This window comes from Streptomyces sp. SAI-127, from assembly GCF_029894425.1.
In the GTDB taxonomy this organism is placed as follows: Bacteria; Actinomycetota; Actinomycetes; order Streptomycetales; family Streptomycetaceae; genus Streptomyces.
On sequence record NZ_JARXYJ010000001.1, the window covers coordinates 7,268,702 to 7,294,617 of the forward strand.

Below are 25,916 nucleotides of genomic sequence, written 5' to 3' on the forward strand. Positions count from 1 at the left end.
CTGTCAACGTACGGCGGGATGGCGCGAGGTCTGTTGCCGGTTCGGCAAAACCGCAGGCCGGGGGCGTTGTCAGACCTGGCGCCTAAGGTGGCGGGCATGGATACGGAGCAGGTGCGGCTGGTGCCCTGGGCGGAGGGCGACTTCTGGCTGCTGGAGCGGACCAACAGCCCCGAGATGACCGATCACTTGGGCGGGCCGGAGAGTGAGGAGAAGCTCGTCGCACGGCATCGGCGGTACGTCGAGCTGTCGGCGGGGCGGATGTACCGCGTCACGCTCGCGGACGACGGGGAGACCGTGGGCTCGGTGGGGTTCTGGCAGCGCGAGTGGCGGGACTCGCTGATTTGGGAGACCGGGTGGGGGATCCTGCCGGAGTTCCAGGGACGGGGACTGGCCGCGCAGGCGGCCCGCGCCGTCGTCGAGGAGGCACGGGCCGCCGGAGAGCACCGGTATCTGCACGCGTTCCCGAGCGTGGACCACACCGCGTCGAACAGCGTCTGTCGCCGGGCGGGCTTCACGCTGCTCGGACAGGCCGAGTTCGAGTACCCGAAGGGGCACTGGCTCATGTCGAACGACTGGCGGTTCGACCTGACGGGCGGCGACGGCGGCTGAGGGGGCGCGCGTGAGGGTGGGCGGTGCCGGTCGGGGCGGGCCGTCAGCGGGCGGCGTCCGCCAACTCGCCCACCACCCGGGTCGCGACGGGCACCTGCACCCCGTGCCGGTCCGCCGCGCGCAGCAACGCCCGGGCGCGTAAGGGCGGGCGGTGGCGGTCGGGGCTGGGCCGTCAGCGGGTGGCGTCCGCCAACTCGCCCACCACCCGGGTCGCGACGGGCACCTTCACCCCGTGCCGGTCCGCCGCGCGCAGCAACGCCCCGCCGATCGCGTCCAGTTCGAGGGGGCGGCCCGCCTCCGCGTCTCGCTGCATCGAGGACTTCGTCCGGGGCGGGAAGGCGTCGTAGCGGGCGAGGGCCTGGGCCGGGTCGGCGGGGCCGCCGCAGGCCGCGCTGACCGCGGCGGTCTCCTCGACCAGGGCGGTCAGCTCCTCGCGGTGGCGGGTGCGTACCTCGCCGAGGGGGAGGGCGTGCAGCGTGGTGAGGAGGGCGAAGGGAGCGAGGAAGGACATCTTGGCCCACAGGGCGGCCGACTCGTCGTCCAGGACACGGGTTGCGGGGCCGGCCTCGGCCAGGGCGGAGGCCAGTGCGTCGAGGCGCTCGCGGGGGACGCCGTCGCCGGTCAGGTCGAGCTCGGCGAAGGGGCTGCCGTGCTCGATGACACCCGGCGCGATCCGTGTCGACTCGACGCGGATCACCGCGGGGGCGACCCGGTCCGGGCGGTAGCGGGTGCGCAGGGTCGCCGGGTGTTCCACGCCGTTCAGGAGGGGGACGACCAGGCCGTGGCCCAGGGTGGTGGGCGGGACGCGGTCGAGGGCGGAGTGCAGGGAGGTGTGCTTGACGGCTATCAGGCAGGCGTCGACCGGTTCGCGCAGTTCGGTGTCGGCCTCCACCGGGACGGTGAAGTCGCCGAAGGTGCCGCTGCGGATCTGGAGGCCGGCCCTGCGCAGGGTGGTCGCCGTGTCGTCGCCCGCCAGGCAGATCACGCGGTGTCCGGCGCGAGCGAGGAGGGCGGCGAGAAGGCCGCCGGTGCCGCCCGGGCCCAGGACGGCCACGGTGAGTTTCTGGTGCGCCGAGTCGTGCGCCATGTCGGATTGTTCCTCTCGTCGGTCGGCCCCGGAACCGGTGGCCGCCTCGTCGAGGATCATGACATTCGGAACGGGCGGACGGAAGCGCCGATCCGCTCGGGGAGGGAGACTGTCGGTATGTGCCGCAGTATCAAGACGCTTCGTCCGCCCGTGTTGCCCGAGGAGGCGACGGAGGAGGAGATCCGGGCCGCCGCGCTTCAGTATGTGCGCAAGGTGTCGGGCTTCCGGGCCCCCGCCGCCCACAACCAGGAGGTCTTCGACCGAGCCGTGGAGGTGATCGCGGAGGCTACGGCGGAGTTGCTGGCGGGCCTGGAAGTCCGCGGAGCGGCTCGCCGCGAGGCGGGGTGACCTGGGCGGGCGCGGGGGCCGCCGGCCGGGGTAGGCCGTGCTCGCCGCCGGGCGGGTGCCGCCTCGACTGGACCTGCCAGGGTTGAGTTGGGCTGACGCCGGGGCGCCACGCGAAGCGCGGCGCGACGGGGCGGGGCGGGATCAGCGTTCGAGCATCTGTGCCTGGGCCTCGGTGTGGGTGTCGCCGGCGGCGGGCGGCAGGCTGCTGAGCTTGTCGAGCTGCTCGGCGGTCAGCGTGACGGCGTCGGCGGCGGTGTTCTCCTCGACCCGGCTGACGCGCTTGGTGCCGGGGATGGGGGCGATGTCGTCCCCCTGGGCGAGCAGCCAGGCGAGCGCGACCTGCGCGGGGGTGGCGCCGACCTCTGCGGCCAGGGCCTTGACCTCGTCGGCGAGCGCCAGGTTGCGCTGGAAGTTCTCGCCGGTGAAGCGCGGGTTGTCGCGGCGGAAGTCGTTCTCGTCGAACTGGTCGATGGAGCGGACGGTGCCGGTCAGGAAGCCGCGGCCGAGCGGGGAGAACGGCACCAGGCCGATGTTCAGCTCGCGCAGGACGGGCAGGACGCGCTCCTCGATCCCGCGGGTCCACAGCGAGTACTCCGACTGCACCGCGGTGACGGGCTGTACGGCGTGGGCCCGGCGGATCGTGTCCGGGCCGGCCTCGGAGAGGCCGAAGGCTCGGACCTTGCCCTGGTCGATCAGCTCCTTGACAGCGCCGGCGGTCTCCTCGATCGGCGTGTTCGGGTCCACCCGGTGCTGGTAGTACAGGTCGATGTGGTCGGTGCCCAGCCGCTTGAGGGAGCCCTCGACCGCGGCGCGGATGTTCGCCGGGCTGGAGTCCAGGTTCCACGCGCCTTCACCGGCGTGCGAGACCAGGCCGAACTTGGTGGCCAGCACCACCTTGTCCCGGCGCCCCTTCAGCGCCCGCCCCATCAGCTCCTCGTTGGTGTAGGGGCCGTAGATCTCGGCGGTGTCGATGAGCGTGACGCCGAGCTCCAGCGCCCGGTGCACGGTCCTGATCGACTCCGCGTCATCGGTGCCCGAGCCGGTATAGCCGTGGGACATGCCCATGGCGCCCAGACCGATCCGGGAGACCTCCAGGTCACGCAGCTTGATGTACCGCATCTCGTCCTCTTCCGATCATGGTGTTACCCGGTCTCTCACTCTCGCCCGGGCCGGCAGGTCGTGCCGGTCGAAGCCCGAGCGGCGCGAGGGGCCGGCTCTTCCTCATTCACCCTCGCCCGGATCGCTCCGGGGTGGCAGGGCGGGCTCTTCGGGGGTAATGACAGGGCCCCCCTCCCGCCCGCATAGCCGGTGCCCGGCGGGTGAGACTGGAGTCATGGCATCCCAGAGCGTGCACAGCGAGGGCGCCGAGCTGGGCCGCTACCTGCGCGCCCGCCGCACCCAGACCAGCCCCGAACACGTCGGCCTGACCGTCGGCGCCGGCATCCGCCGCACCCCCGGCCTGCGCCGCGAGGAGCTGGCCACCCTCGCGGGCATCAGCATCGACTACTACGTACGCCTGGAACGCGGCAAGGAGACCCGACCCAGCCCCGCCGTCCTCGACTCCCTCGCCCGCGCCCTGCACATGGACGACCAGGAACACCAGCACCTGCGCGAGCTCGCCGCCCGGGCGGCCCGGTACGCGCCCGAACCGCCCCCGGCCCCGAGCCGCACCGTGCGCCCCCACCTGAAGCTCCTGCTGGAGTCGCTGCGCCCCAACCCCGCCTACGTGATCAGCCGCAGCATGGACATGCTGGCCTGGAACCCCGGCGGCCTGGCCCTCTACGCGGGCCTGGAGGGCTGGCCGGTCAAGCACCGCAACCTCGCCCGCTACCTCTTCCTCCATCCGGCCGCGCGTGACCTGTTTCCGGACTGGGACCGCCAGGTCACCGGCTGTGTCGCCCGGCTGCGCGCCGTCGCCGGCACCGCCCCCGACGCCCCCGACCTGACCAACCTGGTCGGCGAACTGCTTCTGAAAAGCGCCGACTTCGCGGGCCTGTGGGAACGCTACGAAGTCACCGGCCGCAAGCCCGCGCAGAAGATCTTCCAGCACCCCCAGGTCGGGACCGTCACCCTCGCCTCGCAGTCATTGCACGTGGAAGGCACCCCGGGGCAGCGCATCGGTGTCTACACCGCCGAACCCGGCACCCCCGAGCACGACGCCCTGCTCCTGCTCGACATGGCTGCATCGGCCACCTCGGCGTACAACACGGTGCCGCGGCCGAGCTGACCGTCTGCGTCTGCTCCGGCCCGTAGCCGACGTACGTCCTGCCGCCGCCGTCGGCCGCTATCGCGCCTGCGCCGTCTCCGGGCGTCGTCGCATCACATACGCCGCCCCCGCTCCCGCGCCGAACAGCGCCGCCACCGAGACCGCCGTCGCCAGCCAGGTCGCCCCCAGCCAGTGGGCGCCGAAGTAGCCGAGGGCGACGCTGTACGCGGCCCAGGACAGGCCCGCGAGGGCGGACCAGGGGAGGAAGTCACGGGCCCGGCGGTGGGCGGTGCCGGCGAGGAGGGAGACCACCGAGCGGCCGGCGGGGGCGAAGCGGGCGAGGACCACCAGGGCCCCGCCGCCCGCGGAAAGCGCGTCGCCGAGACGTTCCTGCGCCGTGGTGAGGCGACGCGAGCGGGCGATCGCACGGTCGAGGCGCTCACCGCCCCGGAAGGCGAGGCGGTACGCCGCCAGGTCGCCCAGGACGGAGGCGGTCGTCGCGCAGAGGATCAGGGCCATCACGTCCGGGACCTTGCCGGTCGCCGCACTGCCCGCGGCCGCGGCCGTCGCGGCCGTGATGACCAGCACCCCGCTGGGCAGCACCGGCACGAACACGTCGAGGAGCACCGACAGCGCGACCATGACGTAGATCCATGGACTGCCGGTCAGTGACCCCAGATTCTCCAGCACTGCGACTCCCCGTGATTCCCCCGTAGACAGCCATACAGCGTACGCCGGGGCAGGGACAGGAGATTCACGGGGGGCTCATGAGATGGGTGCGGCATGTTCACCCGGCTGCCGCGTCCCAACGCGCCGGTGCCCTCCCCCACGGACGCGGGGGAGGGCACCGTACGCGATCGCCTCAGACGGCCACGGGCTCCGCCGCCGGCTTCCGTTCCTCGGCCGAGCGCTTCGCGAACAGCCGGTCGAGGCCGAACGCGCCGGACCCGGTGAACACCAGCAGCAGGAAGGCCCAGCTGAACATCGCCGCGGCCTCGCCGCCGTTCTCCATGGGCCACAGGGCCATGGGCTGGTGCACCTTGAAGTACGCGTACGCCATGGATCCCGCGGCGATGAACGCGGCGACGCGCGTGCCGAGGCCGAGCATCACGAGGCCGCCGCCGACGAGCTGGATCACGGCCGCGTACCAGCCGGGCCAGGTGCCCGCTTCGAGGGTGCCGCCGTCGGTGCCCGAGGCACCGCCGAGGACACCGAAGAGGGAGGCGGCGCCGTGACAGAGGAAGAGCAGGCCGACGACGATGCGGTAGAGGCCGAGGGCGTATGGCTGGGCGCTGTTCAGGCGTCCGGTCATTGTGGGGGACTCCTTCGGTCGGGTCGGTCCCACAGGGGGGTCGCCCCAGGGGGATGGAACCGAGTGAGCCATCCACGTTAGGTGTCCCTAATCGATGCTTGCAAGTTCAACATTTGGCCACTCGTTTGCCTCTGTGGTCCCTCCTGTTTCGCCCGCCGTCGCACGTAGAACGGCTCTCGCCACCGCATCGGCGTCCGAAAGCGTGACCGAATCCACCCCTGGCCGGGCGCCGGCCGCGGTCACCCAGTGCACCCCCTCCGTGGGCACGCCGAAGGCGAACCGCCTTGGGTGTGCCCGTCCTTGACGGTCAATCAGGTGATATGGCCGCCGGGTGACGTCCAGGCCGCCGGTCTCGTAACCGTCCACGGTGTGCGGGCGGCACTGGCCCGTCTTCAGCAGCCGGGTGAGCAAGTCGTCGGCGGTGCGCCGCAGATCCGGTTCCGGAAGGCGCGCCTCTATGAGGGTCGTCACGTGGACGGCGGACCCTGGTACCTCAGGGGAGCGGGCCACCCACGTGCCCTCTGCCTCGCGGACCTCCAGGCGTGGGCCCAGCACGTCCACGGTGCCCGCTTCGATCAGCGCGGTCAGTTCCTCGATGCGGCGGCGGGGCGGGCCGATGGAGAGGAAGGCGTTGAGAGGGGTGTACCAGCGGTCCAGGTGGTCCCGGCGGGACGGGCCCGGGAGGCCGCCGTGGTCGACGATCTGCCGCAGTTCGTTGCGCAGGTCCCGCAGGACGTCGAGGGCCGCCTTCAGAGGGCCGGCCACATTGCCGAGCGCGGCCTCGGCGGCGTCCTGGCGCAGATGGCCGAGGAGCCAGTGCCGCCAGCTGCCGGGGTCCGTGAAGGTCTGCCCGGTGTACGGCCGTGAAATGCGGTCCCAGGACCAGCGGTTGGCGTGCGGGATGCCGAACTCGTCCAGTACGGCGGCCTCTTCGGGACCGCGGTGGTCCGTGGCGAGGAAGCGGTCCCTGAACTCCCCGTCCTCGACGAGGGCTTCGTAGTAGACCGTCTCCACCTCCTTCGCGACCAGCGGCCATATCTCCGTGAGGAAGTCGGGGGCCTCGCCGGAGTCGGCACGTTTGCGGAAGCGGGCGATCGTCTCGTCGGTGAGGACGAGGGGGAGGTGGCGGCCGTAGGGGCCCTTGGCGTTGTCGCCGCGTGCCTGGTACGGGACGCCGCGGCGCGAACCGGCGTACAGGCGCGGTTCGTTGCCGGAGGGCAGATAGCGCAGGGTGCCGGTGTCCGAGCGGACGAAACGGCCACCGCGGCCGGTGGTCAGCAGGGCCATGTGGTCGAAGAAGTTCAGGCCAAGGCCGCGCAGCAGCACCGGTTCGTGCGGCCGTATGCGGGACAGGTCCACGTCGGCCGGGTTGGCGGGCGGGACGTGGCGCAGACCGTGGCGTTCGGCGTGGGCGGTGTGGCCGCGCTGGGGCGCGTCGGCGACGACCGGCAGATGTCCTTGGGCGAGCGCCACGGCCGACAGTCCGTACAGCACGGTCCCGTCGTCCAGCGTCACCGTCTGCCGCCCGTCGACGCCGTCATCGACCCGCACGGCCCGCGCCGCGTGCACCTCCACACCCACCGCCCCGGGCGCCTGCCGCACGATCCGAGCGAACACCCACTCCAGATAACGCCCGTACTGAACACGGCTGGGATAGTCATCGGGCCCGAGCGGGCCGCAGGCGGCCGAGCCCGTGCCGGCCCCCGCCTCCCCCTCGGCCCCGCACCCCGTCCCCCACCGCCCGCAAGCCCACTCGTGCAGGCTCGGCCCCCGGCGTATCGGGCCCGCGCAGTCCACGGTCTCGTCGGTGAAGAGGGTGACCTGGGAGGCCACCGTGTTCATCAGGAGGTCGGGGGACTGAGTGGGGCGCCATACGCGGCCGGGTCCCGGTGGGGACGGGTCGATGACGTGGACCGTCAAGTGGGTGCCGGGCGGAAGGAGTTCGGGGGCGGAGGCGCAGAGGCGTTCCAGGACGCTGGTGCCGCGAGGCCCCGCGCCGACCAGGGCGACGGAGACGGGCGCGTGGTCCGTGGTCGGTGCGGGCAAGAGCGGGACTCCCGGGCGTGTGGGGCGCGTGGCGGAGCCGTGGAGCTCCACCGGAAGCGGACGGTCCGCCTCATCATGCCGCCGGGAGTAGGGGGTGCCGAGCCTGGGAGGCCTGGACTGTGGGATGCATCACGCGCATCCCGTGCCACGGGCACAACAAACGGCCGGAAGGGGGCGATTACCGGGCGAGCCGGGTCGCCTCGCGCCCGCTCCCGCCGGTGAGTTCCGACTCCGAGACCGTCACCAGTCGCGTCCGCCCCTCGCCCGACTCCCGCGCCTGATCCAGCCGCAGCCGCGCCGAACGCCCGCTCAGCGTCAGCGTCATGAGCTGGTTGCCGAACCACGGGCCGCCCGTGTGCCGCCAGGAGACCGGCGGTTGCTCACAGCCGCCGTGCCGGGCGAGCAGCCGCCCGAGTGCCCGCGCGGTCGCGCTCCAGCCGAAGCGGAAGCCGAACCGGATATAGCTGGGCACCGAGTTGTGGACGGGGGAGCAGGTGAGCTGGAGGACGCGGGCCTCGGGTCCGTCGGAGTGCCACTTCGGCTCGGCCACGTACGCGTGGTGCACGTCCCCCGACAGCACCAGAACCGTCGCCGGCGCCTCGGGCCCCGAGCCCACCTCGGCGATCAGGTCCGCCAGCGCCGCGAAGGACTCCGGGAACGCCGCCCAGTGCTCCAGGTCCGCCTTCCGCCGCAGATTCTCCCCGAACCGGGCCCAGCGCGCCCCTCGGTCCCCCCGGCACAGCGCGGCGTCCCACGCCTCGGCATGGTGCACCAGATGCGGCAGCAGCCAGGGCAGCGAGGTGCCGATCAGGAGATGGTCGTAGGAGGCGCGCTCCTCCAGCATTTGTCCGCGCAGCCACTCGGCCTCGCCGGGGTCCAGCATCGAGCGGTTCTCCTCGTCGAGGACGCGGGCCGCGCGGGAGTCCACCATGAGCAGGCGCACCCGGCCGAAGTCGCGCCGGTAACTCCAGCGCACGGAGGCCGCGTCGGCCTCGGCCCGGCAGGCGAAGTCGCGCAACTCGTCGGTGCCGTCCGGGGATCGTCGTACGACGGCGTAGAGCGGGTCGGCGGCGAGCTCGGCCGGGGGGAGGTTGCCCAGGTGCTGGTAGACCCAGTACGACATCAGGCCGCTCAGCAGCCGCTCCCGCCACCAGGAGACTTCGCGCATGTCCTCGACCCAGGAGGCGGAGGTGTTCCAGTCGTCGATGACGTCGTGGTCGTCGAAGATCATGCAGCTGGGCACGGTGGACAGCAGCCAGCGCACCTCGGGGTCGAGCCAGGACTCGTAGTAGAGGTGGGTGTACTCCTCGTAGTCCGCCACCTGGTTGCCCGGCGGGTCGCTCAGATCGCGGCGTGCGGCCAGCCAGCTCTGGGTGGACCGTGAGGTCTCGTCGGCGTAGACCTGGTCGCCCAGCAGCAGGAGGACGTCCGGCCGTTCGCCCTCCGGGTCGGCGGCGATACGGGCCGCGAGGGTGTCCAGGGCGTCGGGGCCCACGGGGTCCTTCTCGCCCTTCGGGGGCGAGGCCCAGCGGCAGGAGCCGAAGGCGACGCGGACAGTGTCCGTGCCGGCGGGCGTGTGGATGACGGACGCTGGGAACGGCGACTCGGGCAGGGGCCACACGCGCGTGCCGTCCAGGAACACCTCGTACGACCGCTCGGTGCCCGGCGCCAGGCCGTCGACCGGGACGAGGGCGTAGTAGTGGCCCGCGATCTGGAAGGTGGGGGCCTCGCCGCCGGTGCCGTCCGAGCAGCGCACCTCGGCGGTGCACGGACGGCTCGTCTCGACCCACACGGTCGCGGACGAGCCGTCGACGTACCTGAGCAGTGGTCCCAGCCGCAGTTCGGCCACGTGATCCTCCTCCGTCGCCCCGTACGGTACGGAACGGCGGAGGTCCGCGGGGAGGTTCCGTTACGGAATCGTCAGCAGTTGGCGAGGTAGCTCGTGAGCGCGCTCTTCTCCGCCGAGTCGACGGAGAGACCGTAGTAGTACTTCACCTGGACCCAGGCGCGGACGTAGGTGCAGCGGTACGAGGTGACCGACGGCATCCACGTGGCAGGGTCCTGGTCGCCCTTCGCCTGGTTGACGTTGTCCGTCACCGCGATGAGCTGCGGGCGGGTCAGGTCGTTGGCGAAGGCCTGGCGCCGGGCCGTGGTCCAGCCACTGGCGCCGGAGTCCCAGGCCTCGGCGAGCGGGACCAGGTGGTCGATGTCGAGGTCGGAGGCGACGGTCCAGGTGGCGCCGTCGTACACGGAGTACCAGCTGCCGCTGGTCGCGGCACAGGCGGAGTCCTGGACGACGTTCGTGCCGTCGCGCTTGAGCACGACCTCACGGGTGTTGCAGGTGCCGGACTGGGTGATCCAGTGCGGGAAGAGATCGCGGTCGTAGCCGGTGCGGTTCTCGGTGGCCACGGTGAGCGAGGCGAGGTAGGTGCGGGCGGTGGCCGCGCTGACCGGCGTGGGAAGGGCGGCGGAGGCGGTCGGGCCGTTGAGGACCGCGACGGAGGCTATGAGGGCGGTGAGCGCTCCGAGTATGCTGAGCCGTCGACGCGCGTAGAACTTCGACATGCGAACTCCCTTGGGGGGCGGGGATGTTGAAGCGCGAGCGAGGGAATGCTCGCGGCTCCGCGTTGCGGGGAGGTGTGCGTTCGGTAAGAAGTTAGTGACGCGTACATGACACGACAAGGTTTACGACGAAACGATCACGTACGATGGGGGGCGTTGAAGGGGAGTAGCTCTTCGCCGGACCGTCGACATACTGCTCAGCTCGTCTGAGCCGGCGCCCGGAGGCAGGTCGCGTGCGGCCCGCCAGCGAGACCTTCGGCCAGTAGTGCACTGACTGTGTGCTGCCGTGCCGAGGCGTCGTTTCGCAGGAACACTCTCGGTGGGGCAGCCCCGACCGATTGAGGACCCTTGATCAGCTTCACCGTGACGGCCGTCGTCTTCGGCGTCGTCTTCCTCGCCGAACTGCCGGACAAGACCGCGCTCGCCGGCCTCGTCCTCGGCACCCGTTACCGCGCCTCCTACGTCTTCGCGGGCGTCGCCGCCGCCTTCGCGCTGCATGTCGCGCTCGCCGTGGCGGCCGGCAGCGTGCTGACCCTGCTGCCGCAGCAGATCGTGCAGGCGCTGACGGGCGTGCTCTTCCTCGGCGGCGCGGCCGTCCTGCTGCTGAGGAAGGGCGAGGGCGACGAGGAGATCCGCAGGCCCGAGGACCAGTCGTTCTGGAAGGTCGCCGGGGCCGGGTTCATGCTCATCCTGGTCGCCGAGTTCGGGGACCTGACCCAGATCATGACGGCGAACCTCGCGGCCCGTTACGACGACCCGCTCTCCGTCGGTCTCGGCGCGGTGCTCGCGCTGTGGGCGGTGGCCGGTCTCGGCATCGTCGGCGGAAAGGCGCTGATGAAGCGGGTCCCGCTCAAGATCGTCACCAGGGTCGCGGCGCTGCTGATGCTGGGGCTCGGGCTGTGGAGCCTGTGGGAGGCCGTGGCCGGATGAGCTGAACGGTGGGTGAACTGATCCGGGCGGTTTCCGGGGATGGTGGCGGGAACCCGCCGGATTTTGTACCGTGGAGAAACAAAGTGGCTCCCGCCCGTTTTCCCTGACCGGCGGGCGGGGCCGCCTTGTCCCTCCGGGGGGTGCGGGGGAGACACCTCCGAAGCCCCACGTCCCGCGTCTTGGAGCTGCCGATGACGGCCACCGCCGCCCCCACCGTGCTCACCGCCCGCGCCCTCCTGCTCGACATGGACGGCACCCTCGTCAACTCCGACGCCGTCGTGGAGCGCATCTGGCGCCGCTGGGCCGAACGCCAAGGACTGGACGCCGACGAGGTCATGAAGGTCGTCCACGGCCGCCAGGGGCACGCGTCGATGGCGATCCTGCTGCCCGACCGGCCCATGGAGCAGAACCTCGCGGACAACGCGCGCATGCTCGCGGAGGAGACCGCCGACATGGACGGTGTCGTGGCGATACCGGGCGCGCCCGAGTTCCTGGCCTCCCTGCGGGACCTGCCTCACGCGCTGGTGACCTCGGCCGACGTCCCGCTGTCCACGGCCCGGATGGCGGCCGCGGGGCTGGGGCTGCCCGATGTCCGTGTCACCGCCGAGTCCGTGGGGGCGAGCAAGCCGGACCCCGAGGGCTTCCTGAAGGGAGCGGCGGAGCTGGGTGTCGCGCCCGCCGACTGCATCGTCTTCGAGGACTCCGGGGCGGGAATCGCCGCCGGCAAGGCGGCCGGGATGAGGGTCGTGGGAGTCGGGGCGCGAGCCGCGGTGCACGGGCCGGATGTGGTGGTGGAGGATCTGACGCGGGTGAGGGTGGAAGCGCAGGCAGACGGCATGCTCCGGATCTACGTGAAGTAAGAGTTTTTAGGGGCGCGGGGCTGTGCCTGTCTGCGGCTACCGCCGCGTGGGCGCGACCAGCCCCCACCGCCCCGCATCCGCAAAATCACCTATGGCTCAGTGGTCTCCGACTCCAGCCGCTCCCGGGTCGCCAGGTCGTACACCCCGTGCTCCGGCACCTGAATCCCCCGCTGCCACTGATACGCGGCGACCGCGTCCTCGACCCCCTCGTTGTAGTGCCCGCTCGCCTTGCGCGCGTACAGCCCGACCTGGGTGAGCCGCAGCTCGAGCTCGACGACCTCCGGCCCCTCGGACCCGCGCCGCAGAACCTGCGGAGCGACCTCGCGTGCCGCGTCGGACCCGGCCGCCGAATCCGTCGCGGCGGAGGCCGTCGGGGTCGCCGAGGGCTCGGCGGACAGTGACGGGCTGGGCGAGGCGCTGGACCTCGACGGGGACGGGGAGGCCGACGGACTCGCGCTCGCCGTGGCGGACGGGGGCGCGGAGGACGGCCGTACGGACGCCGCTGCCGTGGACGGGGACGCCGACGCCGCGGTCGTCGTCGCATCCGGGACCGCCGGCCGTACGTTCTTCCGTGCCGCCTCGTCCCGCGACGGCGACTCGTACGTGAACAGCCCGCCGGCGAAGGCGGTCGCGGCGGCGACCGTCACGACCGCCCCGGCGGCGGCGAGGAGGACGGTACGGCGTCGGGTGCGGCGCGGCGGCCCGTCGGTGGTCCGGCCGGGTGCGGAGGAGTCCGCCTCCACCTCGAACAGGTTCAGGTCCGTGCGGCTCGGGGCGGTCGGCGGCGGTGCCGGCACGCGTAACGGCATCGTGGCGTCCGGCGCGGGCGCCTTCGGCACCGGTGCGGTCTCGTCGTCCAACTCCACGTACGGCCGTATGCGCAGCGGATCGAAGTCCTCCGCCGCGGCCGCCTCCGCTGTACGCGTGTCCCGCAGTGCGTCCGACGCGCGCTGGTTGCACCCGCAGGACGGGGTGTTGTCGGTCCCTCTCGGCGCCCCGCACTCCGGGCACAGATGGCCGTTCGACTCCGCCATGTGTTCGTCCCTCCCCTCACAAACTCCAGCGATTATGCAGAACCCCTCCACAGCCGACTCTCGGAAGCCCCCGGAATACCGGCTTCCAACAGGACTCAACAGGCCATAACCGGTCACACCGATCACGATGGACGTAACGAGAGCCACAGGAGGTCTTCATGGCCGCGCACCCGCACGGTATGACGGGGAATGTGAGAGACGAACAAGAACAACACGTCTCCGGCAACGTCCTCGTCTCCATCGGGGCCCTGCTCCTCGGGATGCTGCTCGCCGCGCTGGACCAGACGATCGTGTCCACCGCGCTGCCCACGATCGTCAGCGATCTCGGCGGCATGGAGCACCTGTCGTGGGTGGTGACCGCGTATCTGCTGGCGTCCACGGCCGCCACGCCGCTGTGGGGCAAGCTCGGGGACCAGTACGGGCGCAAGCGGTTGTTCCAGACCGCGATCGTGATTTTCCTGATCGGGTCCGCCCTGTGCGGCATGGCCCAGGACATGACCCAGTTGATCGCCTTCCGGGCCCTGCAGGGGCTGGGCGGCGGCGGGTTGATGGTGTTGTCGATGGCGATCGTCGGCGATCTCGTTCCGCCGCGCGAACGGGGGCGCTATCAGGGGCTGTTCGGAGCCGTGTTCGGGGCGACGAGCGTGCTCGGGCCGTTGCTGGGCGGGCTGTTCACCGAGCATCTGAGCTGGCGGTGGGTCTTCTACGTCAACCTTCCGGTGGGCGTGGTCGCGCTGGCCGTGATCGCCGTGGTGCTGCGGATTCCCCGTAAGTCGACGAAGCACGTCATCGACTACCTCGGGACCTTTCTCATCGCCGCCGTCGCCACGTGTCTGGTGCTGGTGGCTTCGCTGGGCGGGAACACCTGGGCGTGGGGGTCGCTCCAGATCGTCGGGCTCGCGGTGCTGGGGGTGCTGCTGGCGGTCGCGTTCGTGGGGGTCGAGCGGCGGGCCGCCGAGCCCGTGCTGCCCCTGAAACTGTTCCGGGTGCGGACCTTCACCCTGTCCGCCGTCATCAGCTTCATCGTCGGCTTCGCGATGTTCGGGGCCATGACCTATCTGCCCACCTTCCTCCAGGTGGTGCAGGGTGTCTCACCGACGATGTCCGGTGTGCACATGCTGCCCATGGTGTTCGGGCTGCTGCTGTCCTCGACCGTTTCCGGGCAGATCGTCAGCCGTACCGGGCGCTGGAAGGTGTTCCCGGTGGCCGGGACCGCGGTCACCACGCTCGGGCTGCTGCTTCTGCACCGGCTCGACGAGAGCAGTTCCACCTGGGTGATGAGCCTCTACTTCTGCGTGTTCGGGCTGGGGCTCGGGCTGGTCATGCAGGTGCTCGTGCTGATCGTGCAGAACGCCGTGTCGTACGAGGATCTCGGCGTCGCCACGTCCGGCGCGACCTTCTTCCGGTCCATCGGGGCGTCCTTCGGGGTCGCCATCTTCGGGACCGTGTTCGCGAACCGCCTCGGGGACAAGCTGGCCGAGGCCCTGCGGGGCGCCCAACTGCCGCCCGGAATCTCGGTCTCGGGGCTCGAGGCCGATTCCCGGGGGCTCGCGGAGCTGCCGGGCTCGGTGCGGCCCGAGGCACTGCACGCGTACGCCTCGTCGATCACCGACGTCTTCCTCTACGCCGCGCCCGTGGCGTTCCTCGGGTTCGTGCTCGCGTGGTTCCTCAAGGAGGACCGGCTGCGGGGGTCGGTCACCGCACCCGACGTCACGGAGACGCTGGCCAGCAACCCCGTGCAGCGGTCGTCGTACGACGAGGTGTGCCGGGCGTTGTCGGTGCTCGGGACCCGGGAGGGGCGGCGGGAGGTCTACCGGGACATCACCACGCGGGCCGGGTACGACCTGTTGCCCGCGTCGAGTTGGCTGGTGCTGCGGATGCGGAAGTACGGGTGGGTGGAACCGGCGCTGCTCGCCGAGCGCACGTCCGTGCCGCTGAGCGCGATCATCGAGGGGGCGCGGCAGGTGGAGGGGCGGGGGCTGGCGACGCGGGAGGGGCTTGATCTGCTGCTCACCGAGCCGGGCCACGAGGTCGCCGCGCGGCTCGCGGCGGCCCGGGAGGCGTCGTTGGGGGAGTTGCTGGGGGACTGGTGGGGGCCCGACCGGCCCACTGATCTCGCCCAGCTGGTGAAGGATCTGAACGACGAGTTGTGCGGCTCCGACCGGGAACAGCCGCACGAGGGGCCGACGGCCCGGTTCTCCTGAGGCGGCCTCCCAGGTCATGGCCCGATACCGTCTGCACACATGCGGAGACGGTTTGAACAAACCGTTCAGGGCAACCCGGCAGACATGTCAACAGGCCTGATCATCGCTCTGATCGTGATCGTGGCGGCCGTCGTAGTCGTGGCGGCCGTCCTGACCCTGCGTGGCCGGGGCCCGCAGCACGGCCGGGGCCTGAAGCGACGCTTCGGGCCCGAGTACGACCGCGCCGTTGCCCGGCACGACGGGGACGAGAAGGCCGCCGAGCGCGAACTCGCCGAGCGCGTCGAGCGGCATGGATCCCTGCGCGAGCAGCCACTGGAACCGGCGGAGCGCCAGCGGTACGAGGACCGCTGGGCGGCCGCCCAGGAACGCTTCGTCGACTCTCCTCGGGAGGCCGTCGCCGAGGCGGACCGGCTGCTCGCCGAGCTCGCCAAGGCCCGGGGCTTCCCGGACGGCGGGCAGTACGAGGAACAGTTCAACGCACTGTCCGTGCACCACGCGGACCATGTGCACGGCTACCGGCGGGTGCACGCGGTGGCGGGTGCCCGCACGAACGCCCGGCAGGACGGCGACGGCAGGACGAACACGGAGGAGATGCGCGCCGCCATGGTGGAGGCGCGGGCCCTCTTCGAGGACCTCGTCCGCCCGGCGCGGAGCCGCGAGGAGTCCCGTACACCCACCGACGAGTCCCACGTGCGCGCGGGTCAGCCCCGCGACGGTCGCAGTGACGGCCGGGGGCACCTGCCGTGGGCATTCAACAGGCGTCACGCGAAGGGGAGTTGAGTGACATGACGGATGCCGTGAGCGGGGCGGGCGAGGAGCGGAGGGGCCGGACCACAGGCGACCCCTCGGGTGCTCGCAGCCCCCTAGTGACTCCCGCCGAGACCGAGGCACCGACCGAGGCACCGGACGCCCGGGGGTCCGTGACGGGACGCCCGGCGGGTGTGCCTCGTGGCGCGGAAGAGGACCGTGGGGGCCGTGGGGACCGTCGGGAGTCCGTACCGGGCGCGATGACGCCTCCCGGGCGGGGTGACGAGGGCGGCTTCGGCGCCGACCCGGTTCCCGGCCGCGACAAGTCCTCCGGTCTCGGTCGTGAGACCGAGCGGGGGCGGGACGCCGCTTCCGACGCCGTCGGCGGCGTCGGGACCGGCGTGGGCGGGTCCTCGCGCCCCGAGGGCCACGAGGCCCGGCTGCTGCCGCACGAGGAGTGCGACAAGCTCAGTACGCGGCTCCAGCACGCCGTAGCCGGGTTCGTGGACGAGCCCCGGTCCGCCGTCGAGGAGGCCGACCACGTGCTGGAGGAGGTCGCCGCCCGGTTCACCGATGCCGTGAAGCAGCGTCGGCGCACGCTGCGCAACTCCTGGCAGACCGGTGACGGCGGCCGGGACGACAAGGCGGTCGGCGCCGGCGACACCGAGCAACTCCGGCTGGCGCTGCGGGACTACCGTGAGTTGACGGAGCGGCTGCTGCACAGCTGACGCATCGTTCATGCGTACGACCGGCCTGTCGCCCGGAGTCGGGCGGCAGGCCGGTCTTGGGTGCCTTGCACCGGACACGACCGTGCCGGGCGATTTATCATGCGGCGGCGGTGGGCCAACGGGGCTGCCGCGCAAGGACCCAGGAGGAGCGCACGTGCTCGAACTCACCATGGCCGTCGTCACCGCGGCGGAGGAGGGTGCCACGGCCGGGATGCAGATGGCCGACGCGCCCAGTGACCCGGGCACCGTGCTGCGGGTGGGCCGGGACAAGTCCGTGTGCCGGCTCGCGACGCCCGACGACTGGCTGTTCGTCTCCCGGGTGCACCTGGAGTTCCTGTGCGGGCCCGAGGGCGTCTGGCAGGTGACCTGGCTCCAGGGCTCGCAGCCCGATCCCTCGTCCGAGGTACAGCTGGTGGCCGGGGCTTACGCGCAGCCGCTGGTCTACGGCGGCTCCGTGACGCTGCCCAGGGGCGGCAACGGCGAGATCGTCATCCGTGACCGCACCGCCCCGCGCAGCGTCAACGTCGGCTTCTACCACGAGGTGTGAGCGTGCCGGGTCACGGCAGCACGCGCGCCAGCGCGAAGCCGTCGTAGCCCTTGCTGCCCACCGTCTGGATCGCCGTGGCGCTCAGCCTCGGGTGCTGTCCGATCAGTTCGAGCGCGGTGCGGGTGCCCTGGACGTCGGAGGCGGGGTTGCCGGGATCGGCGACCCGGCCGCCCCGTACGACGTTGTCCACCACGATCAGGCTGCCCGCGCTGGTGAGCTTGAGCGCCCACTCCACGTAGTGCGGGTTGTTGCCCTTGTCGGCGTCGATGAAGACCAGGTCGAAGGGGGGCGGGTTCTCGTCGGCCAGCTGGGGCAGGGACTCCAGGGCCGGGCCCACCCGCACCTCGGCGATCTTGTCGAGGCCCGCGCGGGCGATGTTGCGGTTCGCGACCTCGGCGTTGACCGGGCTGTACTCCAGTGAGACCAGACGGCCGTCGGCGGGCAGGGCGCGGGCCAGCCAGATCGTGCTGTAGCCGCCGAGCGTGCCGAGCTCCAGGACCGTGCGGGCGCCCTGGATCTGGGCCAGGAGCTGAAGAAGCTTGCCCTGTGGTGCCGTCACGGCGATGGACGGCAGGCCGGCGGCCTCGCTGTCGCGCAAGGCCGCCCGGAGTGCATCGTCCTCCGGGGCCAGATGGGTGGTGAAGTAGTCGTCGACGTCGTCCCAGAGCTTCGACTCGCTCATGCACCTGTGCCTTTCATATGTCTAGTTAGAGCAGCTAACTAGTTGCGCTAACGAATATAGTCCGGCACCCGGTCTCTGTCAGCGGATTACCGCTGCGGCGGCGAGCCCGGCAGTGGCCGGCCCGCAGACTCCGTCATGAACCACACCGCCACGCCGCCGATCACGGCCGCGGCCATCATGTAGTAGGCGGGCATCATCATGTTCCCGGTCGCGCCGATCAGGGCCGTCACCACCAGCGGGGTCGTGCCGCCGAAGAGGGACACCGAGATGTTGAAGCCCACCGAGAGGGAGCCGTAGCGCACCCGGGTCGGGAAGAGGGCCGGGAGGGCCGAGGGCATCGCCGCCGTGAAGCAGACCAGGAGCAGGCCCAGCGCGCCCATGCCGAGCGCGATCGCGAACAGGCTGCCCTGACGGATCAGCAGCAGGGCCGGTACCGAGAGCAGCAGGAAGCCCGCGCAGCCCGCGGCGATCACCGGGCGGCGGCCGACGCGGTCGCTCAGGGCGCCCGCGAAGGGCTGGACGACCATCATCAGCGCCATCACCGCGAGGACGACGAGCAGGCCGTGTGTCTCGTCGTACTTCAGCTCGCTGGTCAGATAGCTCGGCATGTACGACAGCAGCATGTAGTCGGTGACGTTGAAGACCAGGACCAGACCCACGCAGAGCAGCAGGGCCTGCCACTGGCCGGTGATCATCTCGCGCAGCGGGACCTTCGGGCGGCTCGACTCGGCCTTCTCGGCCTCCGCCGCGAACGCCGGGGTCTCCTCCAGGCGCAGCCGCAGATAGAGGCCGATGACGCCCATCGGGCCCGCGATCAGGAACGGGATCCGCCAGCCCCAGGACACCAGGTCCTCGGTGGACAGCAGGGCCGTCATCAGCGTGACCAGACCGGCGCCGGCGATGTAACCGGCCAGCGTGCCGAACTCCAGCCAGCTGCCGAGGAAGCCGCGCTTCTTGTCGGGCGCGTACTCGGCGATGAAGGTGGACGCGCCCGCGTACTCGCCGCCGGTGGAGAAGCCCTGGACCAGGCGGGCGGCCAGGAGCAGCAGCGGGGCGCCGACGCCGATCGTGGCGTACGACGGGATCAGGCCGATGGCGAAGGTGCCGGCCGCCATCATGATCATGGTCACGGCGAGGACCTTCTGGCGGCCCACCCGGTCGCCCAGCGGGCCGAAGACCAGGCCGCCGAGCGGGCGGACGAGGAAGGCCGCGGCGAAGGCGCCGAACGTCGACAGGAGCTGGGCGGTCGGATCGCCGGACGGGAAGAAGACCTTGCCCAGGGTGACGGCGATGTAGCTGTAGACGCCGAAGTCGAACCACTCCATGGCGTTGCCCAGTGCGGCGGCCTTGACGGCACGCTTCACGAGGGCCGGATCGACGACGACGGCATCGGGGGTGTCGGGGTCGCGAGGGGCGTGGACGGGATGGGTGAGGGCTGGGGCACTCGGCAAAACTTCGCTCGCCTGCCTTTCGACGGGGACAAGGGCAAAAAGCGACCATAGGTGGACTTGCCGGGTTCACGTACTGCTCGGTTCCGGTCGCGGAGCGTGCATAAATGTGCTGTATGCAGGTATCCCGTGCCTGGTCAGGGGCGTGTCTTCCCGGAGCGCATGTGATCCATCTCGCGCCTGGCTGAGCGACGGCACTCGCGGCGGACTATCGTCATTCGGACAAATGGAGGCGGACGTCAGGTGAAGCCGGGGTTGCCTGCGTCCTTCCTCTCGGACGCATGGCACGACCGGAATTGAGAGGCCGACGAGGCGTGGCGAATGCGGAGCACAGTGGGACTACGGAGGTCCAGGCGCGGCTGCGCGCGGCCAGGCTGGCCCTGTGGCTGGTGGCCGCGTTCCTCGCCGTCAGACAGGTGGCCGTCGTCCTCAGTACCCCCAGAGGCGAGCGGCTGACGGACCTGGAGACCTGGGTCGGCCCGGACGGCGTCCTGCATGTGAAGGGTTCGCTGTACGACTCGACGCAGTTCACCGGTACCCCGTTCGGGGGACTCGTCCTGAAGCCGCTCACCCGTGCCGCCGAACAGGCTCTCGGCTGGGGCTGGACCTTCGGCACCCTGCTCCTGGTCGTCGCCCTCGGCCTCGTCGCCGCCCGCGCTCTCCCCCAGCCGGTCGACCGCCGCACCTCCCTGCTCGCCGCGCCGGTCGCGATCAGCCTTCTCATGCTGTCGCTGCCCGTGCGCAACACGCTCTACCTCGGGCAGACCAGCATCATGCCCGTCCTGCTGGTCCTGGTCGCCTGCTTCGTCGTACGAGGTGAGCGGCTCAGCGGCCTGCTCATCGGTCTCGCCGCCGCCCTCCAGCCCACGGTCCTGCTCTTCGCGCCCCTGCTCTGGTTCACCGGCCGCCGCCGGGGCGCCCTGACCACGGGCGCGACCTTCGCCGCCGGCACCGCGCTGGCCTGGGCCGCGATGCCGCACGACTCGTACACCTACTGGGTGCACCACATCGCGGGCACCGGACTCGGCGGTCCCGCCGACGACCTCTCCAACCAGTCACTGCACGGCCTGCTGCTGCGTCTGGGTGTGGCCGGACCGCTGGAGATCTCCCTCTTCCTGGTCCTGGGTGTGGCCGTCGCCGCGCTGGGCGTGCGGCGGGCCGTGCGCTACGCCCGTGACGGCCAGCTGCTGCTCGCCGTCGCGATCACCGGGTGCGCGGCGATCGCCGTCTCGCCGACCACCTGGCAGCACCAGCTGCTGTGGGTGCTGCTCGCGGTCGTCGGGCGGGTCGGCAAGCGCGCCTCCGACCGGTACGTGTGGCCCGTGGCCGTCGTCGTGGTGATGACCCTCCCGGCGTCGATGATGCTGCCGCACATCTCGGCGCTGTACACCCTGCGGGACAACGTGGTGCTGCTGGCCGCGCTCGCCGCCGCCACGGTGATTCCCTTCCTGTCGCGGACCTCGCCGTACTACCAGGCGCCGATCCCCACGGACTACGCCGCGCCGGTACCCGCGCGGCTGCGGCGGGTGCCGCTGCTGCCGTTCCTGCGGCGGGTGCTGACCCGGCCGAATCTGCTCCTCGAGCTGCTGCTGATTCGTGTCACCTACGCCGCCTACCAGCAGGTCAGACTCGCGGCCACCGGCGGAAGCAACTCCGCGGGGCGGGCCACCGCCGAGGAGCACGGCCGGCAGATCCTCGACCTCGAGCAGTGGCTGCACATCGACATCGAGCACTGGGCCAACCACGCGGTCGTCAAGGTCGACTGGCTGCGGAACTTCTTCGACTTCTACTACGAGTCCTTCCACTTCGTGGTGCCGCTGAGCGTGCTGGCCGTCCTGTACTGGCGGCGGCCGGGGGACTACCGGTGGGCCCGGGCCTCGCTCGGCTTCACGACCCTGCTGGCCCTCGTCGGGTTCTGGCTCTATCCGCTGGCACCGCCGCGGCTCATGCCGGGGCTGGGGGTCATCGACACCGTGCACGGCGTACAGGACTTCTCCAAGCCGGACTACGGGACCTTGACCGCCCTGACCAACCAGTACGCGGCGATGCCCTCGCTGCACTTCGGGTGGTCGCTGTGGTGCGGGGTCGTCATCGCGATCATCGCGCCCCGGTGGTGGATGAAGGGGCTCGGGCTGCTGCACCCGCTGTTCACCGTTTCGGCGATCGTGGCCACCGGTAACCACTGGGTGCTGGATGCGGCGGGGGGCGCGGCGGTCGTCGCCGGTGGGTTCGGGCTGTCGTATCTGTTCCAGGGGCCGCGGGCCCGGGTGGTGGCCGTTGCCGCGGAGGCCGACGCGGAGCGGGCCGACCGCCTGGTGAAGCGGTCGGCCCGGAACACCGGGACAGGAGTCAGCTCAGGGTGACCTGGAGTTCCTTGACGCCGTTGATCCACGCCGAGCGCAGGCGGCGTGGGTCGCCGGCTGCGCGGAGGTTCGGCATGGCGTCGGCGATCGCGTTGAAGATCAGGTCGATCTCCAGGACCGCCAGGGACTTGCCGAGGCAGTAGTGCGGGCCTCCGCCGCCGAAGCCGAGGTGCGGGTTGGGGTCGCGGGTGATGTCGAAGACGTCCGGGTTCTCGAAGACCTCGGGGTCGTGGTTGGCGGCGGCGTAGAAGATGCCCACGCGGTCGCCCTTCTTGATCTGCTTGCCGCCCAGCTCGGTGTCCTGGGTGGCCGTGCGCTGGAAGGAGTTGACCGGGGCGGCCCAGCGGACGATCTCCTCCGCCGCCGTCGAGGGGCGCTCCGCCTTGTAGAGCTCCCACTGGTCGGGGTGGGTGAGGAAGGCGTGCATGCCATGGGTGATGGCGTTGCGGGTCGTCTCGTTGCCCGCGACCGCCAGCATCAGCACGAAGAAGCCGAACTCGTCGGAGTTCAGGTTGCCCTCGTCCTCCGCCGCCACCAGGGTCGTGACGATGTCCTTCGCCGGGCACTGCTTGCGGTCGGCCGCCATGTTCATCGCGTAGGCGATGACCTCCATGGCCGACTCCTGGCCGACCTCCTCACTGATCGCGTACTCCGGATCGTCGTACGAGATCATCTTGTTGGACCAGTCGAAGATCTTCGCCCGGTCGTCCTGCGGGATGCCGATGAGCTCGGCGATGGCCTGGAGGGGCAGTTCGCAGGCGACCTGGGTGACGAAGTCGAAGGAGGCGCCGGGCAGGGCCCGCGCGGTGTCGACGATCGACAGGGCGCGGTTGCGGAGGCGTTCCTCCAGGGCGCGGATGGCCCTCGGGGTGAAGACGCGCTGGACGATTCCGCGGACGCGGGTGTGCTCGGGCGGGTCCATGTTGAGCAGGATCAGCCGTTGCGCGTCTATCGCGTCGCGATCGATGCGTTCGTTGAAGCGGATGATCGCCGTGTTGAGGTACGACGAGAAGATCTCCGGGTGGGTGGAGACGTACTTGACGTCCGCGTGCCGGGTGACCGCCCAGTACCCCTCGTCCTGGAAGCCGGCGACGTTCCCCGGCTGGGGGATCCAGCGCACCGGTTCGGCCCGGCGCAGTTCGGCGAACTCCGGCAGCGGTACGCGACTTTGCAGCAGGTCGGGGTCGGTGAAGTCGAACCCGTCGGGAAGCGCTGGACACGACATCGGCAACTCACTCCAGCCGTTCGACAGCTTTCTGACGGCCCATCAGGAACAGAGCTGCCGTGAAGGTAATAACGGGTTCTACAAGTGGCAAGGGGCACGGAGCCCTCAATTGTGTGCACGACCCTTGCGGTGGTGGGCAGCTCGTCAGCAGACTGCAAAGCAGCGCGAAGTAGAACACGTACTAGTTATGCGTGTGCTACGGAAGTTCCATGGATCCGTTCGGAGGAGAGGACCCGCACCCATGGCCGCCGAACCCGTGATCGTCGAAGCCGTCCGCACTCCCATCGGCAGGCGCGGCGGCGCGCTCGCCAATCTGCATCCCGCCTACCTGTTGGGCGAGACCTACCGTGAACTCCTCGGCCGTACCGGCATCCCCGCCGACGCGGTGGAACAGATCGTCGGCGGCACGGTCACCCACGCCGGCGAACAGTCCATGAACCCCGCGCGCACCGCCTGGCTGACCGTCGGGCTGCCGTACGAGACGGCGGCGACGACGGTCGACTGCCAGTGCGGCTCGTCCCAGCAGGCCTCCCACATGGTCGCCAACATGGTCGCGGCCGGGGTCATCGACGTCGGCATCAGCTGCGGTGTCGAGGCGATGTCCCGGGTGCCGCTGGGGTCGGGGTCGAAGCAAGGGCCCGGGAAGCCGTTCCCGGACGAGTGGAACGTCGACCTGCCGAACCAGTTCGAGGCGGCCGAACGCATCGCACGCCACCGGGGGTTGACCCGCGAGAACGTCGACTCGCTCGGTCTGGTCTCGCAGGAGCGGGCGGCCGTCGCCTGGTCCGAGGAGCGCTTCAAGCGGGAGACGTTCGCGGTCCAGGTGCCGACCACCGAGGACGAACAGCGCGCCGGGCAGGGCATGTGGCGTCTGGTCGACCGGGACGAGGGGCTGCGCGACACGTCCATGGAGGCGCTGGCGGGCCTCAAGCCGGTCATGCCGACGGCGATCCACACGGCGGGCAACTCCTCCCAGATCAGCGACGGCGCCGCGGCGATCATGTGGGCGTCGAAGCGGATGGCGCGGGCGCTGAAGCTGAAGCCGCGGGCCCGGATCGTGGCACAGGCGCTGGTCGGGGCCGACCCGCACTTCCACCTCGACGGTCCGATCGACGCGACCCGTGCGGTGCTCGGCAAGGCGGGCATGTCCCTGAAGGACATCGACCTCGTCGAGATCAACGAGGCCTTCGCGTCCGTGGTGCTCAGCTGGGCCCAGGTCTTCGAGCAGGGCCTGGAGAAGGTCAACGTCAACGGCGGCGCGATCGCGCTCGGGCACCCGGTGGGAGCCACCGGGGCCCGGCTCATCACGACGGCCCTGCATGAACTGGAGCGCGCGGACAAGGAGTTCGCGCTGATCACGATGTGTGCGGGGGGCGGACTGGCCACCGGCACGATCATCCAGCGGTTGTAGACGTCCAGTCGACGAAGCTGGTGAAGGCGGCGGGGTCGATCGTGAGGATCGGTCCCGCCGGGGTCTTGGAGTCGCGGACGGATACGGTGCTGGTCGTCTCGGCGATCTCCACGCAATCACCGCCCTGGTCGCTGCTGTAGCTGGACTTACGCCAGTTGCTCTCCATAGCGGTCCTCCATCGCGCGCCGGATCAACTCCGCCGAGTCCTTGAGGGATAGAGCGGCGGCTCGAAGATGATCGTAACGGAGCGAGCAGTCCTTGACGGTGTCCGGATTCGCGGTCGGATGTCCGCTGCCGTATCCCTCCGTGTAGACGATGGTGTGGTCGCCGCCGAATCGGTAGAGGTTGAACGAGCCAGTCAGTCCGGCGTGCGCCCCTGCGGAGAACGGCAGCACCTGGATGTTGATCCGGGGATCGCTCTCGAAGGACAACAGATGGGTCAGTTGGCCACGCATCGTTTCCTCGTCGCCGATCTCCTGGTACAGCGCGGCCTCGCTGATGACCATCCAGAAGACCGGTGGCTCTTCCTTTTCGAAGATCCGCTGACGAGCCAGTCGTACGGCGGTGCGGTCGTCGAGGTTGTTCCGTCGGAGTGCGCTGAGTGTGGCGCGGGCGTAGGCGGGGGTCTGCAGCAGTCCGTGGATCATGGTGGCCTGGAAGGTGCAGATCTCGGTCGCCCGTGCCTCCAGTTCGGCAACCTGCTGAAACCAGGCGGGAAGTTGGCTGCGCAGCACCAGGTCGACGAGACGGGTCAGCAGCCCGTCCGACCCCAGCGCCGCGTCCGCCCGCTCGCTGAACTCCGGTGTCGGGACCTTCCTCGCCGTCTCGATCTGGCCGACCAGTGAGCCGGTGTAGCTGAGGATGTCGCCGAGTTGACGCTGGGTCAGGTGGGCGGCTTCTCGGAGTCGGCGCAGCTCGAAACCGTAGTAGTCGCCGGGTGAGGCGCCGGGGTCGAGGGAGTGAATGCCGGTCACGCGAAGGTCCCCTCTCGGGTAACTGGGTCCACGGCTCAACCAGTTGTGTCCGTTCGATAGCCCAGCGTAGTCATGCGAGGTCACGCTCGTCCCGTGAACTCCTACATTCCCCAGTGGCGCCTGTCCCTCACCGCGGGCGAACACTCCGCCCGACACATCCGCCGGATCGTCCGCTCGCTGCTGGACGAGTGGGGGCTGACCCCGCTGTGCGACGCCGCCGAGCTCGGCGTGACGGAGCTGGTCGCCAATGTCGTACGCCATGTGCCGGACCGTCGGTGTGTGGTGCTCGTGCTGCGGCTGGAGTCCGGTGTTCGGGTGGAGGTCGCGGACGGGGTGCCCGAACTCCCGCTGCCGGCGTCCGAGTCGGACGCGGAGGCCGAACACGGCCGCGGCCTCGCGCTGCTGGACGCCGTCGTGGACAAGTGGGGCGTGGGACCGAGATCTGGTGGCGGAAAAGTTGTCTGGTTCGAGTGTGTGAAGAACCCGGCATCCACAAACTCCGCTGGGTGTCCTTCGCCGTCACGCCCCTGCTCCGGCGACTCGGTGCCCGGCGCGAGTCCGTCTTTCCGCTGACCCGGCACGAGGCCCAGGGG

The 25,916-nt window shown here is 70.9% G+C and carries 25 protein-coding genes; 12 read left to right on the forward strand and 13 right to left on the reverse strand.

The window, feature by feature from the left end:
- Nucleotides 1–96: 96 nt before the first annotated feature.
- Complete coding sequence (locus M2157_RS33470) at nt 97–609, forward strand: GNAT family N-acetyltransferase (protein ID WP_280867069.1); 513 nt, start codon at nt 97–99, stop codon at nt 607–609.
- 172 nt (nt 610–781) lie between these two features.
- Here M2157_RS33470 and M2157_RS33475 read toward each other — a convergent pair whose 3' ends face one another.
- Nucleotides 782–1,696 (reverse strand): 2-dehydropantoate 2-reductase, encoded by a 915-nt coding sequence (locus tag M2157_RS33475; RefSeq protein WP_280867070.1) that lies wholly within the window; start codon nt 1,694–1,696, stop codon nt 782–784.
- A gap of 117 nt (nt 1,697–1,813) precedes the next feature.
- Here M2157_RS33475 and M2157_RS33480 point away from each other — a divergent pair, with 117 nt between their 5' ends.
- The gene (locus M2157_RS33480) at nt 1,814–2,044 is read left to right on the forward strand and encodes a DUF2277 domain-containing protein (protein ID WP_030325559.1); all 231 of its coding nucleotides are present in this window, start codon (nt 1,814–1,816) and stop codon (nt 2,042–2,044) included.
- A 141-nt stretch (nt 2,045–2,185) separates the two neighbouring features.
- On the opposite strand, the gene M2157_RS33485 is transcribed toward M2157_RS33480, so the two are convergent.
- Entirely contained in the window at nt 2,186–3,163 is a 978-nt protein-coding gene (locus M2157_RS33485; RefSeq protein ID WP_280867071.1) for an aldo/keto reductase, read from the reverse strand.
- 214 nt (nt 3,164–3,377) lie between these two features.
- Here M2157_RS33485 and M2157_RS33490 point away from each other — a divergent pair, with 214 nt between their 5' ends.
- Nucleotides 3,378–4,271 (forward strand): helix-turn-helix transcriptional regulator, encoded by an 894-nt coding sequence (locus M2157_RS33490; RefSeq protein WP_280867072.1) that lies wholly within the window; start codon nt 3,378–3,380, stop codon nt 4,269–4,271.
- Nucleotides 4,272–4,328: 57 nt separating this feature from the next.
- On the opposite strand, the gene M2157_RS33495 is transcribed toward M2157_RS33490, so the two are convergent.
- The 5 genes from M2157_RS33495 to M2157_RS33515 all read right to left on the reverse strand — a co-directional run bounded on the left by M2157_RS33495 (nt 4,329) and on the right by M2157_RS33515 (nt 10,173).
- Nucleotides 4,329–4,940, reverse strand: a complete 612-nt coding sequence (locus tag M2157_RS33495) for a VTT domain-containing protein (RefSeq protein ID WP_280867073.1) — start codon at nt 4,938–4,940, stop codon at nt 4,329–4,331.
- Between the two features lie 172 nt (nt 4,941–5,112).
- A complete protein-coding gene (locus M2157_RS33500; RefSeq protein WP_280857296.1) occupies nt 5,113–5,562 on the reverse strand; it encodes a DoxX family protein in 450 nt (149 codons plus the stop codon).
- Between the two features lie 87 nt (nt 5,563–5,649).
- Nucleotides 5,650–7,608 (reverse strand): FAD/NAD(P)-binding protein, encoded by a 1,959-nt coding sequence (locus M2157_RS33505; RefSeq protein ID WP_280867074.1) that lies wholly within the window; start codon nt 7,606–7,608, stop codon nt 5,650–5,652.
- Nucleotides 7,609–7,786: 178 nt separating this feature from the next.
- Entirely contained in the window at nt 7,787–9,457 is a 1,671-nt protein-coding gene (locus M2157_RS33510; RefSeq protein ID WP_280867075.1) for an alkaline phosphatase D family protein, read from the reverse strand.
- Nucleotides 9,458–9,528: 71 nt separating this feature from the next.
- Entirely contained in the window at nt 9,529–10,173 is a 645-nt protein-coding gene (locus tag M2157_RS33515; protein WP_280857293.1) for an HNH endonuclease family protein, read from the reverse strand.
- A 345-nt stretch (nt 10,174–10,518) separates the two neighbouring features.
- Here M2157_RS33515 and M2157_RS33520 point away from each other — a divergent pair, with 345 nt between their 5' ends.
- Complete coding sequence (locus M2157_RS33520; RefSeq protein WP_280857292.1) at nt 10,519–11,100, forward strand: TMEM165/GDT1 family protein; 582 nt, start codon at nt 10,519–10,521, stop codon at nt 11,098–11,100.
- Between the two features lie 191 nt (nt 11,101–11,291).
- Nucleotides 11,292–11,960 carry an HAD-IA family hydrolase gene (locus tag M2157_RS33525; protein WP_280867076.1) on the forward strand — a complete coding sequence of 223 codons (669 nt, stop codon included), beginning with the start codon at nt 11,292–11,294 and terminating at the stop codon, nt 11,958–11,960.
- Nucleotides 11,961–12,049: 89 nt separating this feature from the next.
- Here M2157_RS33525 and M2157_RS33530 read toward each other — a convergent pair whose 3' ends face one another.
- On the reverse strand, nt 12,050–12,994 hold the full coding sequence (locus M2157_RS33530; protein ID WP_280867077.1) for a peptidoglycan-binding domain-containing protein: 945 nt from the start codon (nt 12,992–12,994) through the stop codon (nt 12,050–12,052).
- Between the two features lie 158 nt (nt 12,995–13,152).
- On the opposite strand from M2157_RS33530, the gene M2157_RS33535 reads away from it, so the two are divergent.
- From M2157_RS33535 to M2157_RS33550, 4 genes are all read left to right on the forward strand, one after another.
- Complete coding sequence (locus M2157_RS33535) at nt 13,153–15,198, forward strand: MDR family MFS transporter (RefSeq protein ID WP_280867078.1); 2,046 nt, start codon at nt 13,153–13,155, stop codon at nt 15,196–15,198.
- Between the two features lie 84 nt (nt 15,199–15,282).
- Entirely contained in the window at nt 15,283–15,978 is a 696-nt protein-coding gene (locus tag M2157_RS33540) for a hypothetical protein (protein WP_280857288.1), read from the forward strand.
- Between the two features lie 5 nt (nt 15,979–15,983).
- Nucleotides 15,984–16,673 (forward strand): hypothetical protein, encoded by a 690-nt coding sequence (locus M2157_RS33545; protein WP_280867079.1) that lies wholly within the window; start codon nt 15,984–15,986, stop codon nt 16,671–16,673.
- Nucleotides 16,674–16,827: 154 nt separating this feature from the next.
- Nucleotides 16,828–17,220 (forward strand): hypothetical protein, encoded by a 393-nt coding sequence (locus tag M2157_RS33550; protein ID WP_020116060.1) that lies wholly within the window; start codon nt 16,828–16,830, stop codon nt 17,218–17,220.
- A 10-nt stretch (nt 17,221–17,230) separates the two neighbouring features.
- Here the strand turns inward: M2157_RS33550 and M2157_RS33555 are convergent, their stop codons facing one another.
- Both M2157_RS33555 and proP read right to left on the reverse strand, forming a co-directional pair.
- Nucleotides 17,231–17,902 (reverse strand): O-methyltransferase, encoded by a 672-nt coding sequence (locus M2157_RS33555; protein ID WP_280857286.1) that lies wholly within the window; start codon nt 17,900–17,902, stop codon nt 17,231–17,233.
- 86 nt (nt 17,903–17,988) lie between these two features.
- The gene (proP, locus tag M2157_RS33560) at nt 17,989–19,353 is read right to left on the reverse strand and encodes a glycine betaine/L-proline transporter ProP (RefSeq protein WP_280867080.1); all 1,365 of its coding nucleotides are present in this window, start codon (nt 19,351–19,353) and stop codon (nt 17,989–17,991) included.
- 311 nt (nt 19,354–19,664) lie between these two features.
- Here proP and M2157_RS33565 point away from each other — a divergent pair, with 311 nt between their 5' ends.
- Nucleotides 19,665–21,713 carry a bifunctional glycosyltransferase 87/phosphatase PAP2 family protein gene (locus M2157_RS33565; protein WP_280867081.1) on the forward strand — a complete coding sequence of 683 codons (2,049 nt, stop codon included), beginning with the start codon at nt 19,665–19,667 and terminating at the stop codon, nt 21,711–21,713.
- Here the strand turns inward: M2157_RS33565 and M2157_RS33570 are convergent.
- Nucleotides 21,700–22,938: a cytochrome P450 gene (locus M2157_RS33570; protein WP_280867082.1), complete on the reverse strand. Its 1,239-nt coding sequence runs from the start codon at nt 22,936–22,938 to the stop codon at nt 21,700–21,702. The two genes, M2157_RS33565 and M2157_RS33570, sit on opposite strands and share 14 nt — an antisense overlap.
- A 241-nt stretch (nt 22,939–23,179) precedes the next feature.
- Between M2157_RS33570 and M2157_RS33575 the strand changes: the two genes are divergently transcribed.
- The gene (locus M2157_RS33575; protein ID WP_280867083.1) at nt 23,180–24,349 is read left to right on the forward strand and encodes a steroid 3-ketoacyl-CoA thiolase; all 1,170 of its coding nucleotides are present in this window, start codon (nt 23,180–23,182) and stop codon (nt 24,347–24,349) included.
- Here the strand turns inward: M2157_RS33575 and M2157_RS33580 are convergent.
- Complete coding sequence (locus M2157_RS33580) at nt 24,333–24,515, reverse strand: DUF397 domain-containing protein (protein WP_280867084.1); 183 nt, start codon at nt 24,513–24,515, stop codon at nt 24,333–24,335. The two genes, M2157_RS33575 and M2157_RS33580, sit on opposite strands and share 17 nt — an antisense overlap.
- Complete coding sequence (locus tag M2157_RS33585; protein ID WP_280867085.1) at nt 24,496–25,323, reverse strand: helix-turn-helix transcriptional regulator; 828 nt, start codon at nt 25,321–25,323, stop codon at nt 24,496–24,498. The genes M2157_RS33580 and M2157_RS33585 overlap by 20 nt, the downstream gene beginning before the upstream one ends.
- Nucleotides 25,324–25,416: 93 nt before the next feature.
- On the opposite strand from M2157_RS33585, the gene M2157_RS33590 reads away from it, so the two are divergent.
- Entirely contained in the window at nt 25,417–25,896 is a 480-nt protein-coding gene (locus M2157_RS33590; protein ID WP_348541813.1) for an ATP-binding protein, read from the forward strand.
- Nucleotides 25,897–25,916: the final 20 nt, after the last annotated feature.